Annotated in this window: 14 protein-coding genes; 8 read left to right on the top strand and 6 right to left on the bottom strand. The window is 73.5% G+C overall.

Going from position 1 to position 19,004, the window contains the following annotated elements:
* Positions 1-12 precede the first annotated feature (12 nt).
* Both H8R17_RS11365 and H8R17_RS11360 read right to left on the bottom strand, forming a co-directional pair.
* Entirely contained in the window at positions 13-1,257 is a 1,245-nt protein-coding gene (locus H8R17_RS11365) for a serine/threonine-protein kinase (RefSeq protein WP_187823027.1), read from the bottom strand.
* Positions 1,258-1,412: 155 nt separating this feature from the next.
* Positions 1,413-3,086, bottom strand: coding sequence for a serine/threonine-protein kinase (locus H8R17_RS11360; protein ID WP_187823026.1), 1,674 nt, complete (start codon positions 3,084-3,086; stop codon positions 1,413-1,415).
* A 382-nt stretch (positions 3,087-3,468) separates the two neighbouring features.
* Between H8R17_RS11360 and H8R17_RS11355 the strand changes: the two genes are divergently transcribed.
* From H8R17_RS11355 to H8R17_RS11335, 5 genes are all read left to right on the top strand, one after another.
* A complete protein-coding gene (locus H8R17_RS11355) occupies positions 3,469-7,590 on the top strand; it encodes an FHA domain-containing protein (RefSeq protein ID WP_187823094.1) in 4,122 nt (1,373 codons plus the stop codon).
* Between the two features lie 167 nt (positions 7,591-7,757).
* Complete coding sequence (locus H8R17_RS11350) at positions 7,758-9,170, top strand: ABC transporter substrate-binding protein (protein ID WP_187823025.1); 1,413 nt, start codon at positions 7,758-7,760, stop codon at positions 9,168-9,170.
* Between the two features lie 7 nt (positions 9,171-9,177).
* A complete protein-coding gene (locus H8R17_RS11345; protein ID WP_223124899.1) occupies positions 9,178-10,524 on the top strand; it encodes a carbohydrate ABC transporter permease in 1,347 nt (448 codons plus the stop codon).
* Positions 10,521-11,435: a carbohydrate ABC transporter permease gene (locus H8R17_RS11340; protein ID WP_187823024.1), complete on the top strand. Its 915-nt coding sequence runs from the start codon at positions 10,521-10,523 to the stop codon at positions 11,433-11,435. The genes H8R17_RS11345 and H8R17_RS11340 overlap by 4 nt, the downstream gene beginning before the upstream one ends.
* Positions 11,436-11,590: 155 nt before the next feature.
* On the top strand, positions 11,591-13,840 hold the full coding sequence (locus H8R17_RS11335) for a bifunctional glycosyltransferase family 2 protein/CDP-glycerol:glycerophosphate glycerophosphotransferase (protein WP_187823023.1): 2,250 nt from the start codon (positions 11,591-11,593) through the stop codon (positions 13,838-13,840).
* Positions 13,841-13,969: 129 nt separating this feature from the next.
* Here the strand turns inward: H8R17_RS11335 and H8R17_RS11330 are convergent, their stop codons facing one another.
* The gene (locus H8R17_RS11330) at positions 13,970-14,383 is read right to left on the bottom strand and encodes an organic hydroperoxide resistance protein (protein WP_187823022.1); all 414 of its coding nucleotides are present in this window, start codon (positions 14,381-14,383) and stop codon (positions 13,970-13,972) included.
* A 119-nt stretch (positions 14,384-14,502) separates the two neighbouring features.
* Between H8R17_RS11330 and H8R17_RS11325 the strand changes: the two genes are divergently transcribed.
* From H8R17_RS11325 to galE, 3 genes are all read left to right on the top strand, one after another.
* The gene (locus H8R17_RS11325) at positions 14,503-15,000 is read left to right on the top strand and encodes a MarR family winged helix-turn-helix transcriptional regulator (RefSeq protein ID WP_187823021.1); all 498 of its coding nucleotides are present in this window, start codon (positions 14,503-14,505) and stop codon (positions 14,998-15,000) included.
* Between the two features lie 117 nt (positions 15,001-15,117).
* Positions 15,118-16,719 (top strand): glycosyltransferase family A protein, encoded by a 1,602-nt coding sequence (locus H8R17_RS11320; RefSeq protein ID WP_187823092.1) that lies wholly within the window; start codon positions 15,118-15,120, stop codon positions 16,717-16,719.
* Positions 16,720-16,799: 80 nt separating this feature from the next.
* Positions 16,800-17,780, top strand: coding sequence for a UDP-glucose 4-epimerase GalE (gene galE, locus H8R17_RS11315; protein WP_187823020.1), 981 nt, complete (start codon positions 16,800-16,802; stop codon positions 17,778-17,780).
* Positions 17,781-17,840: 60 nt separating this feature from the next.
* Here the strand turns inward: galE and H8R17_RS11310 are convergent, their stop codons facing one another.
* From H8R17_RS11310 to H8R17_RS11300, 3 genes are all read right to left on the bottom strand, one after another.
* A complete protein-coding gene (locus tag H8R17_RS11310) occupies positions 17,841-18,122 on the bottom strand; it encodes a hypothetical protein (protein WP_187823019.1) in 282 nt (93 codons plus the stop codon).
* Positions 18,119-18,475, bottom strand: a complete 357-nt coding sequence (locus H8R17_RS11305; RefSeq protein ID WP_187823018.1) for a hypothetical protein — start codon at positions 18,473-18,475, stop codon at positions 18,119-18,121. Before H8R17_RS11305 ends, H8R17_RS11310 begins: the two co-directional genes overlap by 4 nt.
* Positions 18,476-18,564: 89 nt before the next feature.
* On the bottom strand, positions 18,565-18,984 hold the full coding sequence (locus H8R17_RS11300; RefSeq protein WP_187823017.1) for an ATP-binding protein: 420 nt from the start codon (positions 18,982-18,984) through the stop codon (positions 18,565-18,567).
* Between the last annotated feature and the right edge of the window lie 20 nt (positions 18,985-19,004).

Here is a 19,004-nt window from a genome sequence, read left to right as displayed (position 1 = left end):
CCCCTGGTTCGTTCACGGCGACGCCGGCGCCGAATTCTTGGTGTCGGTCGGCGCACCACCGGCGTCGTCCGATACCGACACCCACGTACCGATGCCCACCGCAGCCACCAGCACCGCCGCCCCCACCCCGAGCATGACCCGACGCCGCCGTACCGCAGCGCGATTCCGCGCCGACCCGGGCCGCGGCGCCCCCGAGGCCCGCGGCGCCCGCGCCGTCCCCCGCGCACCCCCGGCCAGCTCGTCCGGCGCCGGCACCCGCATCGACGTATGCGTGTCCCGGTTGGAGTCGGCCGGCTTCGCCCCCGGCACCAGCGGCACCGCCCCACGCCGCCGCACCTGCTCACCGGCGGGCGGCGCCGGCGCCCCCGCGGCCTCGTCCTCCGGCACCTCCGCGGCCTCCGTGTCCGGCTCGTCCACCTCCAGCGGCGGCATCCCGGCCAGCAACGGCAGCAGCTCCCGCAGCCGCGCGCCCAACTCGGACGCGCGCAGCCGCGAGGCCGGGGCCTTGGCCAGGCACTGCACGAGCAGCTGCCACAGTTCGTCGGGGATGCCGGGGAGCGGCACGACCGTCTCGGTCACATGGCGGCGCAGCACCGCGCCCGGGTGTCCGCCGCCGAACGGCGTGAACCCGGCCAGCAGCTCGTACAGGACCGTGGCCAGGGCGTAGATGTCGACCGACGCGCGCGGCGGCAGTCCCTCGACGATCTCCGGCGCGAGGTAGTCCGGCGTCCCGATGATCTTCGTCGCGCGGGTCCGGCGCGGGGTGTCGATGAGCTTCGCCACACCGAAGTCCGTCAGGAGGGCGCGGTGGGAGCCGCCGGGTCCCAGCGGGCCCTGCATGTCCAGCAGGACGTTCTCCGGCTTCACGTCCCGGTGCACGACCCCGGTGGCGTGCGCGGCGGCCAGCCCGTCCGCGACGTCGGCCACGATCGCGACGGCCGCCTCAGGCGCCAGTCGGCGCTCCCGCTCCAGCCGCGTGCGCAGGTCCGTACCCCGGACGAGGTCCATGACCAGCGCCAGGTCGTTGCCGTCCACCACCAGGTCGCGCACGGACACGACGTTCGGGTGCTCGAGGCCGAGCAGGGCGGTCCGCTCCTGTACGAAGCGTCCGACGAGCTCCTGGTCGGACGCGAGATCCTCGCGCAGCAGCTTGATGGCGACGGGACCGTCCGGCCCCTCCCCAAGCCACACCGTGCCGGCGCTGCCCCGGCCCAGGATCTGGTGGGTGGCGTAACGGCTGCCGATCTTCCGTGCCAAGACTGCTCCAACCGACCGCGTGTAGTCGCTGAAACGACGCGTGCAGTCGCTAAAACTACGCGCCCGTCGAACCAACCTTCACTGCGAAGACGGAAATCACCCGTCAGATGTCGACAAATCCCCAACCCGACCGTCAGTTGCGGTGGCGGCAGCGGTCAGTTGCCGCTGGAGCCGCCCAGGCTCTCGATCCACCCGGTCACGGTGGAGAACCAGTCGGTGAGCTGGTCCCAGTAGCCCTTGCCGGTGCCGATCCAGTCCTGCAGCGGGCTCAGCTCCCAGATCAGCCACCCGGCGACGAACAGGATGACGATCGTGAACAGGCACCCCTTCAGGCAGCCCAGGCCGGGGATGCGCATCGGGTTGGCGCTGCGCTGCCGCGGCTGCCGGGGCTCGGGGGCGGGCCGCTGCGGCTCCGGCCGGGCGGGCGGGGCGTACCGCTGGGGCTGCGGCTGCTGCGGCGCGTACCGCTGCGGGGGCTGCTGCTGCGGCGCGTAACCGGGGCCCGGTCCCTGCTGCGGGCGCCGCTGCGGCGGCTGCTGCTGCTGCGGCCGGGCGACGTGCCGCTGGGGGCGGCGGCGCAGCGGGTCCTGGCCGGGGTCGAGGTACTGCTGGACCTGCGTCTGCTCGTTGCGGTCCCGGGCCGCCCGCAGCTGGTTCTGCCAGGGGTGCGGGTCCTCGGGGCCGGGCTGTCCCGGCTGGCCGGGCGGCACCGGCGGCATCATGGCCGTCGGGTCGGCACCACCGCGGCCGCCCGGACCGCCCGTGTTCGGGAGTACGGCGGTGGGGTCGGCGGCGCCGGCCGGGCCGCCGGTGTGCGGCATGACGCTGGTCGCGGCATTCGGGTCGTACGAGCCGGCGCCGTGCGGCAGGACCTGCGTCGGGTCGGCCGCACCGGGCGATCCCGGCACCGGGGCCGGGGCTGGGTCGGGCAGGAGGAGCGCGCCGACGCCCTCGGCGGCGGCGATCTGCGCGGAGTTCGCGTGCACGCCGGTGCCCTCGGCGACGACGCGCAGGCCGCGCGCGAGGTTCTCGGCGCTGGGGCGGTCGTCCGGGTTCTTGCGCAGACAGCGCTCGATGACCGTCCAGAGGGGGTCGGGGACCGTCGACGGACGGCGCGCCTCGGCGCTCAGGTGCTGGTGCAGCACCTCGAGGGAGGAGCCCCCGGAGAACGGCGGGCGGCCGGTGACCAGCTCGTACAGCAGGATGCCGGCGCCGTAGACGTCGACGGCGGAGGTCTGCGGGCGGCCCTCGGCGCCCTCGGGCGCGACGTAGGCGGGTGTGCCGACGAACTCGCTGGTCCGGGTCAGGCCCGGGGAGTCGGCGAGACGGGCGATGCCGAAGTCGGTGAGCATCGGGTGCAGCTGGTCGCCGTCCTGCCTGAGCAGGACGTTCGCCGGCTTCAGGTCGCGGTGGACGACGCCGTCGGCGTGGCTGGCGGCGAGCGCGTCGGCGATCTGCGCGGTGAGCAGGGCCGCGGCGACGGGCGTGAAGGGGCCGTTCTCGCGCAGGTAGCGGTGCAGGTCGGGGCCCTCGACGAGGTCCATGACCAGGGCCAGCAGATCGCCCTCGACGACGAGGTCGCGGATCCGGACGATGTTCGGGTGGGTCAGCCGGAGCAGCACCGACCGCTCCCGGAGGAAGCGCATGACGACATCGGCGTCGTTCGCCAGCTCCTCCTTCAGGACCTTGATCGCGACGGTCTCGCCCGGCTGACCGGGTACGGCCGCCTCGGCGCCCGCGGTCTCCCGCTGGCGGGCGCGCCATACAGTGCCCGTGGCGCCGCGCCCCAGCGGCTCCTCAAGGAGGTACTTGCTCCCTACCGGACGCACGTCATGCGCTCCCTGCTGCTTGCGAATCAGTTCCGACCCACTGTAGTGGCGCAGTCGGAGGCACCGGCTCCAGTGGAGCCGGCTCCTGCCCGTCAATGCCCGTCAATACCCGTCAAGGTTTCGAAGGAAAGACGCTCGACTCGATCCGCAGGTTGCCGGAGCGCGGACGTGACCGATCTCAACCGGTCTTCGGCCGATCAACGACAGGTCACTGGTCAGCCACTTTTCCGGCCAGAGCCGACCAATCAAGATCATTTGATGTCCGATGACGGGCGCGCTGTCAGTGGCAGGTGCGAGGATGCCTCCTGTACTGGACGACGTGCTCGCGGGGCCTCCGGCCCCGTATTCGCGGGCGCCCGCGCAGAAGGGACCGCTGACGGCGATGCAGATCCGGCTGACCGTCGTAGACCCGCTGGGTTCCCCGGCTCCCGCGCGGGGCCGGGCCGCGAGCCGCGACGTGCTGGTCACGGCGCCGGCGGGCACGGCCCTGGCCGCGGTGGCGCCCGCGCTGGCCGCCGCGGTCACCGGCGAGGGCGGCCACACCCCGGCCGAGCGCGGCCGGGAGTCCGGCGGCGCTCCCGTCGTGCTGTACGCCGGTGCGCAGCGGCTCGACGCCCAGCGCTGCACGCTTGGCGTGCCCCCGCTGGTCGATGGTGCCGTGCTGTCCGTGGGCGCGCCGGGCGAGCCCGAGCCGCATCCCGAGCTGGACGACGCCCCGACACAGCTGCACGTGATCGCCGGCCCCGACGCGGGCGGCGTCCACCTCCTCCACGGCGGCGAGATCCGCATCGGCCGCTCCGCCGACGCCGACATCCCGCTCGACGACCCGGACGTCTCCCGGCTGCACTGCGCGGTGACGGTCGCCGCCGACGGCCGCGTCTCGGTCGCCGACCTGGGTTCCACGAACGGCACGGCCCTGGACGGCACCCGCGTGGGCCCCCGCCCGGTCCGACTCGCCCCCGGCGCGTTGCTCCGTATCGGTGAGTCGGCCCTGCGGCTGGCCCCCACCGGGGGACCCGGGGCGCGGGTGGAGACGGCACCGGACGGCGAGGGCCACGTGCGCGTGCCGGCGGCGGACGGCGAAGGACACGTCCGGTCCGCCGTCGCCGGAACAGGGACGCCACACGCACGCGGGCCGGGCACCCCGACGACGAACGGCACATCGCACGCTTACGGCACGGCCGACTGGGTGTCCGCCGCGGACACGTCCGCCGCGGACACCCAGGGACATGCGGTGCCCGGCCAGGGCGGGGCGCCGCGGATCGAGCGCCGGGCGGGGTCGGGGGCGCCGGGTGCGGGATCTGCCGGGGACGCCTCTGAAGCCGCCCGCGCAGGTGCCTCACGGGCGGGCTCCGGGGAGGGCGACCCGCACGGTGGGCGGGCCGGGGTGGGGGCTTTCGGCGACGCGGACGGATCGCGAGCGGGTTCCGGAGACGCGCCGCGCGTGGGTGCCCGGGACGGTGACACACACGGCGGAACGGCCGGAGCGGGGGCTGTCGGCAGCCGGTTCGAAGCCGGGGGCGCCGGGGATCCCGGGGGCGCCGTGTCCCGCCCGTTGGCGGCCGACGGCAACGGCTCCGGGGCGGCGGCCCTCGACGACCGGTCCGGTCGTGAGGGCGGGCGCAAGGCGACGCCGATTCGGGGTACCGACGTGCCGCAGGGCGTGCGCAGGCGCGGAGGGCTCGCGGCGTGGGCGCGGCGGCTGGCCGGTGGGCGCGTGGAGCCTGCGGCGGACGGACGGCGGGAGTACTACGACGACAAGTCGGCCGGAGTGGCGGCGGAGACGTCGGCCGTCGTGCCCGGGGTGCCGGAGACCTGGCCGGATCCGGCCACCCTGCTGCTGGCAGCACTGGGGCCGGGGCCGCGGCTGTGGGAGCGCGGGCCCGGGCATCCGGAGGCGCTCGCGGTGCGGCTCGGCACGGCCGACCGGACGGCGCCCGACGGATCGGGACTGCTGCCCGCGGTGCCGGTGACCGCCGGGCTGTGCGAGGTCGGGGCGCTGGGGCTGGCCGGTCCGCGCGGGCGGCTCGGCGGGCTGGCCCGCGCGGTACTGGCCCAGCTCGCCGCGCTGCACTCCCCCGACACCCTGGAGATCGTCCTGATCAGCGCGGACCGCTCCCGCCCGCTGGAGGAGCGCACCGCCGAGTGGTCCTGGCTGGGCTGGCTGCCGCACGTCCGCCCGGGACACGGCCAGGACTGCCGCCTCCTCCTCGCCTACGACCGCGAACAGGCCATGGCCCGCACCGCGGAACTCCTGCGCCGCCTGGAGGACCACCCGACGCAGACGCGCGCCGCGGCACGGCCGACGGCGCCAGGAGAGCGGACGACGGACAGAGCGGACCTCGCCGGTGTGCCGAGCTCCTCCGGCACGCCGGGTCCCTCCGGCGCAACAGCGTCCGGCGCGGGCGGCACCGGCGGCACACCGGGGTCCGCGGCGACCGGACCCGGTGCGACGGGATCCCGTGCGACCGGATCGGGCGCGGCGGCATCCGACGCGATGTCCTCCGACTCGGCACGGATCAGCGGTACGCAGGGATCCCCGGCCGCCAACGCCGCGCCGCAGTACGGCACGGCGGCACAGGCCGCGGCGCCCACCAGCGGCGACACTCACCCCGCCCCCGCTCCCACCCCCGACGCCCCGCACCGCGGTGCACCCCGCCGCCCCTCCTGGGCCAGGGACGACGACCGTGCCGACGAGGCGAACGGGTTCCCTGGGCCGTACACCGTGGTCGTCGTGGACGGGGACCCCGGTGGTGCCGATCTGCGCGACGCGGTGGCGCGGCTGGCGCTGGAGGGCCCGCGGGCCGGCATACACGTGGTGTGCCTCGCAGAGACGGCCGCCGCCTCCCCGGCCTCGCCGGTGACGGAGACGTACGAGGCCGCCTGCGCGGTGGCGCCGACGTTCCGCGACTGCAGTGCCGTAGCCCTGCTCAGCGGCGACGTGGCCACGGCCCTGCGGCTGCTGCGCGTGGCCCGCACGGGCGGCACCGGAGCATCAGCGGCATCCCCCGCCGACCAGCGGCGCGCCGCACCCGGCAACAGCGACCGGCGCCCCACCGCCCCCAGCTGCACCGACCAGTGGCACCCGGCACCCGGCACCGGCCCCGCCCCCGGCCCCGGCGACCAGCACCCCACCGACCGCCACCCCGCCGCACACAACGCCCCGCACTCCCCCGGCCCCGTGGGCCACGGCACCATCGCCGCCGTGGACGCCGTCTCTCCCGCCTGGGCGGAGCGGTTCGCGCGGGCGCTCGCGCCGCTGCGGGCGGACGGCGGCGGTGCGCGGCACGCGTGCGTGGCAGCACCGTTGCCTCAGGCGGCGCGGCTGCTGGACGAGTTGGGGCTGGCGCGGGCGACCCCAGCCTCCCTGATGGCGCGCTGGGCGGACGCGGCCGACGACACGGCGGCGCTCGGCGGACGGGTGTGCGCCGTGCTGGGGGCCGGTCCGCGCGGGCCGGTCTGCGCGGACCTCGTGGCCGAGGGACCGCACCTGCTCATCGAGGGCCCGGCGGGCAGCGGCCGTACGGAGCTGCTGCGGGCCGTGGTCGCCTCGCTGGCCGCAGCCGAGCGGCCGGACCGGCTGGGCATCGTCCTGGTGGACGGCCGCGACGGCGCCGGACCGGGCGGCGGGCACGGCGACGGTCTGCGGGTGTGCACGGACGTACCGCACGTCACCACGTACCTCAGCGCCAACGACCCGGTCCGCATGCGGGAGTTCGCCCAGTCCCTGAGCGCCGAACTGAAGCGGCGCGCCGAGTTGCTGGGCCGGTCCGACTTCACCGAGTGGCACACCGGCCGCGAGCTGTCCGGCCGGATGGTCGCCCAGCGCACGGCGGCGGCGCGCGGCGCCTCAGGCTCGGGCCCGGTCTCGGGCGCGGCTGCGCGGGCCAGCGGCGGCGCGGACGACGGCTCCGGTGACCTCGACACCCCGCCCAGCTCGACCCTGCGGCTGCGGCCGGGAGCCGCCCGGCGGCGGACGGAGGCCGCGCCCCCGCTGCCCCGGCTCGTCGTCGTCGTGGACGACCTGGACGCGCTGGTCTCCCCGGCGCTCGGTTCGCCCGGCCGGCCCGCCGCCGGTTCCGTGATACGGGCGCTGGAGGCGGTGGCCCGGGAGGGCGCGCGGCTCGGCGTGCACCTGGTGGCGGCCGCCGGGCCCGGCGGCCGTACGGCGCAGACGGAGCCGGCGCGGCGGGCGGCCCTGCGCGTCGCGCTGGACGCGCCGGCGGCGGGGACGGACGAACCGGCGCCGGGCCGGGGACGGCTGACGCGCGCGGACGGGCGGGTCACCGCGTTCCAGGGCGGGCGGGTCACGGGCCGTATCCCGCGGACGGCGACGCTGCGGCCGACGGTCGTGCCGCTCGACTGGCACCGCATGGGCGACCCGCCCACCCGGCGTCCGGTACGGGAGTTGGGCAACGGGCCGACTGATCTGGCGCTGCTCGCCAGCGCGTTGGAGAGGGCGGCGCGGGAGGTGGCGTCCTTGAAAGTCGCTTCACTCCTGTAAGCACCCGGCGCCCCAGTCGAGGTCTTTTTCCCTCCGCGAGTCACGAGGGGGTCACGATCTTCCGCTGGACAGCTCAGGTGCCCTTGCCGCCCATAACTCTCCAGCGTAGACCAGACCGCACGGGACAGGGTTCGAGCGTTCGACGAGGAACGAAGAACGGGGCAGTGATGCGACGCACCACGAGCAGCACGATCCGGACACCCAGGTCGCCCAAGTATCCCACGGCAAGGCGCACACCCAGGGCCGCGAAGACCGCGGCCGCCGTCCTCGCGGGAGCCCTCGCGCTCTCGCTCACCGCTTGCGGAGGCGACGACGACAACAGCAGCGCAGGAGAGACGGGCAAGGAAACAGGCACCACCGTCACCCTCCCCAAGCTGAACGGCGAGAGCCTGGAAGTCGCCGCCGTCTGGACCGGCACGGAACAGGCCAACTTCAAGAAGGTCCTCGCGGAGTTCGAGAAGCGCACGGGTGCCAAGGTCACCTTCGTGCCCGCCCAGGACCCGATCATCAACTTCCTCGGCTCGAAGATCGCCGGCGGCCAGCCCCCGGACGTGGCGATGCTGCCGCAGCCCGGCGCGATCAAGCAGGCCGTCGGCAGGGGCTGGGCCAAGCCGCTGGGCGCCGAGACCCAGGCGCAGCTGACGAAGAACTTCTCGCAGGGCTGGCAGGACATCGGCAAGGTGGGCGGCAAGCCGTACGGCGTGTACTACAAGGCCGCCAACAAGTCGCTGGTCTGGTACAACAACCAGGTCTTCGAGAACGCGGGCGCGAGTGAGCCCAAGACCTGGAAGGACCTGCTCACCACCGCGCAGACGATCTACGACTCCGGCGTCACCCCGTTCTCGATCGGCGGCGCCGACGGCTGGGTCCTCACCGACTGGTTCGAAAACGTCTACCTCTCGCAGGCGGGCCCGGAGAAGTACGACCAGCTGGCCAAGCACGAGATCAAGTGGACCGACCCGTCCGTGAAGCAGGCCCTGACCACCCTGGCCGAGATCTGGGGCAAGAAGGACTACCTCGCGGGCGGCCCGAACGGCACGCTGCAGACCGAGTTCCCGGCGTCCGTGACGCAGGCCTTCACCGGCGGCGACCAGCCCAAGGGCGCCATGGTCGTCGGCGCCGACTTCGTGCAGGTCAACATCGGCGAGGCCAAGGCGAAGATCGGCACGGACGCGAAGGTGTTCCCGTTCCCGGCGGTCGGCGACACGGCCCCCGTGGTCACCGGCGGCGACGCGGCCGTCATCCTGCGGGACTCCAAGGCGTCGCAGGCACTGGCCACCTTCCTGGCCTCCCCGGACGCGGCGGCCATCCAGGCCGGTCTTGGCGGCTACCTCTCGCCGAACAAGAACGTGCCGAACTCGGCGTACCCGAACGCGGTGCAGCGGGAGATGGCCAAGGCGCTCGTCGAAGCCGGCGACGACTTCCGCTACGACATGTCCGACCAGGCACCGCAGGCCTTCGGCGGCACGCCCGGCAAGGGCGAGTGGAAGATCCTCCAGGACTTCCTGAAGAACCCGACGGACGTCGCGGGTACGCAGAACAAGCTGGAGGCGGCCGCCGCGGCTGCGTACGGAGGCTGATCCGGCGATGACGTCGGCCACGGCGGCAGGGGTCCCACCGACCCCTGCCGCACCCAAGTCGCGCAAGAGCGTGACGGGCACGCGCAAGACCGTGGCGGCACTGTTCCTGCTGCCCGCTCTCGTGCTGCTCGGCGCGCTCGTGGTGTACCCGATCGGGTACTCGCTCGTCCGCAGCTTCTACGACCAGTCCGGCGACGGCTTCGCCGGATTCGACAACTACGAGGCCCTGTTCACCGACCAGGGCATACGCACCGCCCTGAAGAACAACATCATCTGGGTGGTGTTCGCGCCCACGATCGCCACCGCGCTCGGCCTGATCTTCGCGGTGCTGACCGAGCGGGTGCGCTGGGGCACGGCGTTCAAGCTCGTCGTCTTCATGCCGATGGCGATCTCGATGCTGGCGGCGGGCATCATCTTCCGCCTGGTGTACGACCAGGACCCGGAGAAGGGCGTCGCGAACGCGGTGTGGGTCGGCGTCCACGACACGTTCGCGCAGGCGTCGGCGTTCCCGAAGGCGCACCCGGGCCGTGAGTCGCCGCTCGAGTCCGCGGGCGGCGGCGCGTTCATCACGAAGGCGCCGGTGCGCGCCGGGGATCCGGTGGCGCTGCCCCTGGTGGGTGTGGCCCCGGACCAGATGCCCGACGGCGCGCAGACCGCGGTGGCGCCGAAGGCGGAGCCGGGGAAGGTCACCGGCACGGCCTGGCAGGACTTCACGCGCGGCAAGGGCGTCGGGACCCTGAACGGGGTCGACGGGTCCGAGACGGGCTACGCCGGGATGAAGATCGAGGCCGTCAAGGACGGCAGGGTGGTCGCGTCGACGACGGCCGGCGACGACGGCACGTTCACGCTGCCGGCCTCGGCGGACGGGGGCCGACTGCGGCTCCCGGCGAGCAACTTCAAGGAGCCGTACAACGGCCTGAACTGGCTCGGCCCGTCGCTCGTCACACCGGCGATCATCGGGGCGTACATCTGGATGTGGGCGGGCTTCGCGATGGTGCTGATCGCGGCCGGGCTCGCGGGCATCCCGCGCGACCTGCTGGAGGCGGCGCGGGTGGACGGCGCGAACGAGTGGCAGGTGTTCAGACGGATCACGGTGCCGCTGCTCGCCCCCGTCCTCGCGGTCGTCACCGTCACCCTGATGATCAACGTGCTGAAGATCTTCGATCTGGTCTTCATCATCGCGCCCGGCTCCTCCCAGGACGACGCGAACGTCCTCGCCCTGGAGCTGTACCGCAAGGGCTTCTCCGAGGACCAGCCGGGCATCGCGAGCGCCATCGCGGTGTTCCTGCTGCTGCTTGTGATCCCGGTGATGTGGTTCAACATTCGTCGGCTCAGGCGGGAGGCCAGGCGATGACCGCGGACACCACACGTCTCACGAAGGCGGCGCCGCCGCCCGTCACGGCCGGCAGCGCCAGGCAGTCGCTCGGCGGGCGGATCGTCGACAAGCTCAGCGGCGGTCTGGTCCGTGCCTTCCTCATCGTCGTCGGCCTGTTCTGGCTGGTGCCGACGGTCGGTGTGCTGCTGGCCAGCCTGCGCGCACCGGAGGACATCGCCGCGACCGGCTGGTGGAACGTCTTCACCCAGCCCTCGCAGCTCACCTTCGGCGCCTACCAGAAGCTGCTGGAGAACGACGACATCACCAACTCCCTGGTGAACACGGTGGCCATCACCGTGCCGGCGACCGTCCTGGTGGTGGTGATCGGCTCGCTCGCGGGCTACGCGTTCGCCTGGATGGAGTTCCCGGGCCGCGACTGGTGGTTCCTGGGCGTGGTCGGCCTGCTGGTCGTGCCCGTGCAGGTGGCGCTGATCCCGGTCGCCGAACTCTTCGGCAACATCGGCGTCTTCGGCTCGCTCATCGGCGTGATCCTGTTCCACGTCGGCTTCGGTCTGCCGTTCGCGGTGTTCCTGCTGCGGAACTTCTTCGCCGAGATCCCCAAGGAGCTGCTGGAGGCGGCCCGCCTGGACGGGGCGGGCGAACTGCGCCTGTTCCTGCGCGTGGTGATGCCGCTGGGCGGGCCCGCGATCGCGAGCCTCGGCATCTTCCAGTTCCTGTGGGTGTGGAACGACATGCTGGTCGCGCTGATCTTCACCGACTCCGACAGTCAGCCGATCACGGTCGCCCTGCAGACGCAGGTACGGCAGTTCGGCAACAACGTCGACGTGCTGGCGCCCGGCGCGTTCATCTCACTGGCGATCCCGCTGGTCGTGTTCTTCGCGTTCCAGCGGCAGTTCGTGCAGGGCGTGATGGCGGGGGCGGTCAAGTAGCCGACGGAGCAGGCTGGTGGGGGCGGTCCGGGATGGAGTACCGGGCCGCCTCTCGGCGCTGACGAGGGTGTCCCCCGAATGCCGTAGCCGCCGTAACCAAGTCACTCCAACGGCCGTTGCCGGGCCGAACGCCCGCGCCGACCCATGGATGTGCCTTGCCCAGGTTCAGTGTCATCGTCCCCGCGTACAAGGTCCAGGCGTACCTGCACGAGTGCCTGGATTCGGTGCTCTCCCAGTCGTACCCCGATCTCGAACTGATCGGGGTGGACGACTGCTCGCCGGATGCCTGCGGCGCGATCCTCGACGAGTACGCCGTGCGCGACCCCCGGGTCAGGGTGCTGCACCTGCCGGGGAACACCGGCCCGGGCGGCGCCCGCAACGCCGCTCTGGAGGAGGCGGCCGGCGACTATCTGCTCTTCCTGGACGGCGACGACACGCTCGCCCCGGACGCACTGCGGTCGATCGCCGACCGGCTGAAGGAGACGGACGAGCCGGACGTGCTGGTGTACGACCACGCGCGCACGTACTGGTCGGGCGAGACCGTCCACAGCCGGGCCGCCGGCCGGCTCACCGAGCAGGACTCGGCGCCGTTCCGCCTGGAGAACCGACCGGGGCTGCTGCGGCTGCGCACGGTCGCCTGGAACAAGGCGTGCCGGCGGGAGTTCGTGCGCGAGCACGGCTTCGCGTTCCCGCCCGGCCACTACGCGGACACGCCGTGGACGTACCCGCTGCTGATGACGGCGGAGTCGCTCGCGACGCTGGACCGGGTGTGCGTGCATCACCGGCAGCGCCGCCACGGCAGCGTCCCGCGCACCGCCGGCGAGCGGCACTTCGACGTCTTCGAGCAGTACGACCGGGTGTTCGCCTATCTCGACGAGCGGCCCGAACTGGCAGCGTGGCGGCCGGTGTTGTTCCGCCGCATGGTCGACCATCTGTGGGCGGTGTCCGCCCGCCGGAACCGGCTGCCGCGCCGCGCCCGGGCCGAGTTCCTGCGGCGGGCCCGCGCCCACTACCGCCGCTACCGCACGCCGGGCGCCGGTGTCCCGCCGCGCACCCGGTTCCGTCACGCCCTGGTCCGCTTCGGCCTGCGCCGCACCTGGACGGCCCTGCGGTGGGCGTCGGCCGTGGGCCGCGCGGCGACCCACTTCGCCGGGCTGCTCCTCCGGGGCGTGCGTGCCGCCCTGCTGAAGGCCCACTACCGCGTCCAGCGATGCCTGCCCCTGCGCGCCGACCGCGCCGTCTTCACCGCCGACGGCGGCCAGGGCTACGGCGGCGACCCGGCCGCGCTGGAGCGGGCGTGCCGCAGCCTCGCCCCGCATATCGGCACGGCGTGGATCGCCCGCCCCGAGTACCACGCCGCGATCCCGCCGGGCCCCCGCCGTGTCACCCCGGGCACGGCCGCCTACTGGACGGCGCTGGCCCGCTCCACGTACCTGGTCACGGACGCCGGCCTGGACCGCCGCCTGGTCAAGCGCCCCGGCCAGATCCTCGTCCAGACCCACCGCGGCACGCCGCTCAAGCACCAGGGCCTCGACCTCCAGGAACGCCCGGCCGCCGCCCGCGACACCGACTTCGCGCAGCTGCTGCGCGAGGTCGACACCTGGGACTTCGTCGTGTCCGCGAACCGCCACTCCACCCTGACCGGGGAGCGCGTCCACCCCGGCCGCTACACCACGCTGGAGTACGGCCGCCCCCGCACCGACCTGTTCCAGAGCACGACCTCGCACGACGTGGCCCAGCTGCGTGAGTCCCTCGGCGTACCGGAGGGCACGGTGGCGATCCTGTACGCGCCGACCCACCGCGACTACCGCCGCACCCAGCGCCACACCCTCGACCTGGAGCGCATCGTGCGGCGCCTGGGCCCGCGCTTCGTGGTCCTGGCCCGCGCCCACCCCCGGCACGGCGGGCCGCTGGCCCGCGCCGCGGGCCGGGTCATCGACGTCACCGGACACCCGAGCGTGGAGTCGCTGTGCCTGGCCTCGGACGCCCTGGTCACCGACTACTCGTCGCTGATGTTCGACTACGCGAGCCTGGACCGGCCGATCGTGATCCACGCCGACGACTGGGAGGCGTTCACGGCGGCCAGCGGCACCTACTTCGACCTGCGGTCCTTCCCGCCGGGCGCGGTGGCGCGCAGCGAGGACGAGCTGATCGACATCTTCGCCACCGGCCATTGGCGCGGCTCGCGCTCGGCCCAGCTGCGCTCGGCGTTCCGCGAGCGGTTCTGCCCGTACGACGACGGACGCGCCGCCGAGCGGGTCGTACGCCGGGTCGTGCTCGGCGAGTCCGACACGGGCCTGCCTGCGGTCGTGCCGCTCGACGAGCGGCGCGCGGTGCCGTCGGCGGCCGCGGCGCTGGACCGCTCCCCGCTCACCACCGTGCCGCACCCTGCCGGCCCCCGCTGACCGCGCCCGCCGAATCCGCCGACCGCCCCTTCGGAGTTGCCATGCCCCACGGTTCGTCGCGGCCCACCCCGGCCCGTGTGCCCGCGCCGGTCGGGTGATCCACGGCTGATCCACCGGGGCGCGCCCGGTCTACTCGACGGCGAGGTCGACCGGGATGTTGCCGCGGGTGGCGTTGGAGTACGGGCAGACCTGGTGGGCCTGTTCGATCAGCTTGCGGCCGGTCTCCTCGTCCACGCTGTCGGGCAGTTCGACGCGGAGGGTTACGGCGAGGCCGAAGCCCTCGCCCTGCTTGCCTATGCCGACCTCGGCGGTCACGGCGGCGTCGCTGACGTCGACCTTGGCCTGCCGGCCGACGAGACCGAGGGCGCTGCCGAAGCAGGCGGCGTACCCGGCGGCGAACAGCTGCTCCGGGTTGGTGCCCTGGCCGTTGCCGCCCAGTGCGACCGGCATGCCCAGCGGGAGGTCGAGGACGCCGTCGGAGCTGACGGCGCGGCCCTCGCGGCCGTGGGTGGCGGTGGCGACAGCGGTGTAGAGCGCGTCCATGGAAAAACCGTCCCTCTCGAGTCGTGTTCCGGCGGCGGTGGCGGCCGCCTCACGACCATGAGTAGAGCACACAATTTAGTTGTACACAACTGAATGGCGTCAAGCGCTACCCTGGAGGCATGGCCTCGACCCCGACGACCCCCGCACCCGCCCCGGACGGCGACTGGCTCCGCCTCGACCAGCAGATCTGCTTCTCCCTGAACGCCGCCTCGCGCGCCTTCGGCGGTATCTATCGCGTCGCACTGAAGGACCTGGGGCTCACCTACCCCCAGTACCTGGTGATGCTGGTGCTCTGGGAGCACGGCGAGCTGCCGGTGAAGAAGCTCGGCGAACATCTGCGCCTCGACTCCGGCACGCTGTCCCCGCTGCTCAAACGGCTGGAGGCGGCCGGTCTGGTCCGGCGGGAGCGCAGCGCGCGCGACGAGCGGTCGGTGGAGGTACGGCTGACCGAGGAGGGCACGGCGCTGCGGGAGCGGGCGCTCGAGGTGCCGCGCCGGATCGCCGCCGCTACCGGCGTCGACGTCGGCGAACTCCGCGAGCTGCGCGCCCGCCTCGACCGCCTCACCTCGGCGCTGGACGCGGCGGCACTGGAGGAGACTCCGCTGCGCGCGCCGTGAAAATCAGGGCCGGTGAGTGAACCGGGATCCGGTTCCGACCGTCTTCACCAACGGGCACTAAGTACGTCATAGCGGGGCATTTGGTCATCTTTCCTGCAATCATGCACGTGGATGCCCATGAAACCTCACCTCCCCCAGGTCGGCATCGTCGTCATCGGCTACGACGACGCCGCACACGTGACCGAGGCGGTGCGCTCCGCGCTCGCGCAGGGGCCCGCCGTCCGTGAGGTCGTCGCCGTCGACGACTGCTCGACGGACGGCAGCGCGGAACTGCTCGCCCGCCTCGCCGAGGAGGAGCCGCGGCTCACGGTGGTGCGACGCCGGGTCAACAGCGGCGGCTGCGGCAGCCCGCGCAACACCGGACTGGACGCGGTGACCTCGCCGTACGTGATGTTCCTGGACAGCGACGACGTGTTGCCGCCCGGCGCGGTGGACGCGCTGCTCGACGCGGCGGCGGGGACGGGCGCGGAGGTCGCGAGCGGGCTGTGCGTGCGCCGTGAGCTGCCCTCGGGGCGCGAGGTGCCCTGGCAGGCGCCCCTGTACGCGACGCACGCCGTCATCGCACGTCCGACGCGGTGCACGCGCCTGGTCCACGACACGCTCTGCGTCAACAAGCTCTACCGCACCGCCTTCCTGCGCGAGCACGGCATCCGCTTCCCCGAGGGCCGCTTTCCCTACGAGGACGTGGTGTTCAGCGCGCGCGTGCTGGCGGCCGCCCCGCGCATGGTGCTCGTCCCGGACCAGGTGTACGTGTGGCACGTGCGCCGGTCCGCCGAGCGGCTGTCGATCTCGCTGGACCGGACCGGGATCGCCAACTGGCGGGCGCGCACCGAGGCCTGTCGGCTGGCGTACGAGATCCTGCTGGGCGCCGGGCAGAAGGAGCTGGCGCGGGCGGCGCGGGCCAAGTTCCTCGACCACGAGCTGCGCATGTACGTGCGCGAGCTGGGGTTGCGCGACGCCGCCTACCAGCGCGCGTGGTGGGCGCTCACGCGGGCGCACCTCGCGGCGTACGACGCGACCGACTGGACCGTGAACCCGACCGCGCCGGGCCGCCTGATCGGGCGGGTCGTCCTGGCCTCCGCCGAGCCGCGCGACCTGCCCCGCCTGCGGGAGCTGGCGGCCCGCCCGGCGCGCCTGCTCCCGCCGTACGCCCTGACAGCGGACGGCACGCCGGTCTGGGCGGACGATCTTCCCCAGGTCACGCTGGAGCCCCTGCTGATCCGTCCGGTGCGCCTGCTCCCGCTCGCCGTCGACGCGGAACTGCGCCCACACGCGCGTGCCACCCGGCTCCGGCTGCGCCTGCACGAGCTGTACGGGCGGCTGGCGCAGGCCGGGCCGCGGGCGCTGGAGATCGAGTGGCGCAGCCGCGACGGCCGGACCGGCCCGTGCAGCACCGCGCCCCTGGTCGCCTCGCTTGCCGGCGCCACCTGGTCGGCCGAGACGACCGTGGATCTCACCGCGCTGTCGGCGCCCGGCCCGGGCACCTGGGATCTGCGCCTGCGGGTGCGCATCGGCGACGGCGCGAGCCGCGAGGTCACAGCGCACGCACTGACGGGCGCCGGGCTGCTGCGCCGCCACGCCGTGCCGAACGCCCGGCGCGGCGTGGTACTCGTGCAGCCGTACGCCACACACTCGGGCGCGCTGGCGCTGCGGGTGGCGCCCGGCGTGCGCGGTGTCACCACAGTTGCGCGCAGCAGGCTGCGGCGCCTGCTTCACTGATACCGGGGAGCTGGTATCCGACGGTCCGAGCGCACGCCCGGACCACCACCACGGGCCAACTGACGAGGGGACGGCCGCACATGACCTGGCTGATCACCGGCGGCGCCGGTTACATCGGGGCGCACGTCGTACGGGCGATGACCGAGGCGGGCGAACGGACGGTCGTGTACGACGACCTGTCCACCGGCATCGCCGAGCGCGTGCCGGACGACGTCCCGCTGGTGCTGGGCTCCACCCTGGACGGCGAGCGGGTCGCCCGCGCGCTGACCGACCACGCCGTCACCGGCGTCGTCCACCTGGCGGCGAAGAAGCAGGTGGGAGAGTCGGTGGAGCTCCCCCTGCACTACTACCGCGAGAACGTCGAGGGCCTGCGCGTCCTGCTGGAGGCGGTGACCGCGGCCGAGGTGCCGTCCTTCGTGTTCTCCTCCTCGGCGGCGGTGTACGGCATGCCGGACGTGGACCTCGTCACGGAACAGACCCCGTGCGTGCCGATGTCGCCGTACGGCGAGACCAAGCTGGCCGGGGAGTGGCTGGTGCGCGCGACCGGCCGGGCGACGGGCCTGTCCACGGCCTGCCTGCGCTACTTCAACGTGGCGGGCGCGGGGGCCCCGGAACTGGCCGATGTGGGCGTCTTCAACCTCATCCCCATGGTCTTCGAGAAGCTCACGGAAAACGCGCCCCCGCGCATCTTCGGCGCCGACTACCCCACCCCCGACGGCACCTGCGTCCGTGACTACATCCACGTGGTGGACCTGGCCGAGGCCCACGTCGCCGCGGCCCGCGCGCTGCGGGCGGCCCCCGGCCGCGACCTCACCCTCAACATCGGCCGCGGCGAGGGCGTCTCCGTCCGCGAGATGATCGACCGCATCAACGCGATCACCGGCTACGACCGCGCCCCCACGGTCACCTCCCGCCGCCCCGGCGACCCACCCCGAGTCGTCGCCTCCGCCGACCGCGCCGCCACAGAACTGGGCTGGAAAACCCGCCACGACGTCCAGGACATGATCACATCAGCCTGGGAGGGCTGGGTACGACTGCATCCGGAGGCGGCGCGGGGTTGAGCTTCCGCTGCGCCGGCCTCGTCGAGCCGCCATCGGCACCGCCGGACGGCGGCTCAAAGGTCAGCCGAGCCAGGTCACACGCTGGATGTACACACGCTTGCGGTAATCGATGACCTGATACCACACCATGAGCGGTCCCATGGCGATCACACGCAGACCCTGCGGGTTCGTCACGCTCGCTCCATCGCCGGGGTCCTGCCCCAGCGAGGCGAGTACAACAAGTTCCCGTGCGACCTCCTCAGCGGCTGCGCGCCCCTCAGGAGGAAGATCTCCGACCACCCAGTCGGGTTCTGCTCCGTACTCCCAGACCCACTCCGGGTCCGGCGGCTCCTGATCGTTCAATCCCCGATCTCCTGCTCGGCCTCGCGCAGGATCCCGTTGATCTCCGCCATGGCGGCACGGAACGCGTCCTGGCCCACCGTGCTGTCCTGGGAGATCCGCTCGGCCTCATGGAGGCGTGCCGCCCGCTTCGGATCCCGCTCGATCGCCACAAAGACGCCCCAGCGTCTCAGGAAGAGCTGGAGCGGAGCCGTACTCCCGGTCTGACTGGCCTGGTCGAACGCCCGCCCGGCTTCGAGGTCGAACTGCGGGAGGTTCACGAGGCTCAGTCGCTTCACGGCCTCGCGCAACGCATCCCTGGTCAAAGGGGGCATCGGGATGATCGGCCCGTCATGATGCACCGGCTGTGCGCTCATCCCTCGTTTCCCTCTCTCCCGCCGGGCAGGCTCGGCATGCCCGTAACCATCACCTGCCAGGGTAGCCACGCGGGAGCTCAGCCGAGCGGTCACCGCCCACACCCGGACGGACCCCGCGTGCCGAGTTCGAACCAGACACCCTTCCCGCCCTCGCCCGTGCGCCCGGCCCGCCACCCACGCCGTTCGGCTCCCCACCGTCCCTCGGTCAGGGAGTCGAGGATCCACAAGCCGCGTCCGCACTCAGGGTCGAGCCCCTCCCTCATGACGGGCAGGGTCACGTCTCCGTCGTAGACCGTCGCGCGCATGCCGACCGGGTTGGTGACGAGGAGGAGTCCGGGGCCGGTTCCGGCCGCGTGGACGCAGGAGTTGGTGACCAGCTCCGAGACGCAGAGCGCCGCGTCGTCCACGATGGCGCCGAGTTGCTGCGCGTGCAGTACGGAGGTGACGAAGTCGCGGGCGATGAGGGGGGAGGTGGCGTGGGAGGGGATGCGGAGGCTGTATTCGGGCATGGGGGATCGGCTCCAAGTCG

The organism is Streptomyces sp. TRM68367 (assembly GCF_014495685.1).
Lineage (GTDB): Bacteria > Actinomycetota > Actinomycetes > Streptomycetales > Streptomycetaceae > Streptomyces.
The sequence above is the reverse complement of the archived record's forward strand: the minus strand, read 5'-3'. Positions and strand labels throughout refer to the sequence as shown.

Coding starts and splice junctions, on each gene's coding strand:
- H8R17_RS11340 (WP_187823024.1), top strand. CDS start 10,521: ATGACCGCGGACACCACACGTCTCACGAAGGCGGCGCCGCCGCCCGTC.
- galE (WP_187823020.1), top strand. CDS start 16,800: ATGACCTGGCTGATCACCGGCGGCGCCGGTTACATCGGGGCGCACGTC.
- H8R17_RS11300 (WP_187823017.1), bottom strand. CDS start 18,984: ATGCCCGAATACAGCCTCCGCATCCCCTCCCACGCCACCTCCCCCCTC.
- H8R17_RS11305 (WP_187823018.1), bottom strand. CDS start 18,475: ATGAGCGCACAGCCGGTGCATCATGACGGGCCGATCATCCCGATGCCC.
- H8R17_RS11320 (WP_187823092.1), top strand. CDS start 15,118: ATGAAACCTCACCTCCCCCAGGTCGGCATCGTCGTCATCGGCTACGAC.
- H8R17_RS11325 (WP_187823021.1), top strand. CDS start 14,503: ATGGCCTCGACCCCGACGACCCCCGCACCCGCCCCGGACGGCGACTGG.
- H8R17_RS11355 (WP_187823094.1), top strand. CDS start 3,469: ATGCAGATCCGGCTGACCGTCGTAGACCCGCTGGGTTCCCCGGCTCCC.
- H8R17_RS11350 (WP_187823025.1), top strand. CDS start 7,758: ATGCGACGCACCACGAGCAGCACGATCCGGACACCCAGGTCGCCCAAG.
- H8R17_RS11330 (WP_187823022.1), bottom strand. CDS start 14,383: ATGGACGCGCTCTACACCGCTGTCGCCACCGCCACCCACGGCCGCGAG.
- H8R17_RS11345 (WP_223124899.1), top strand. CDS start 9,178: ATGACGTCGGCCACGGCGGCAGGGGTCCCACCGACCCCTGCCGCACCC.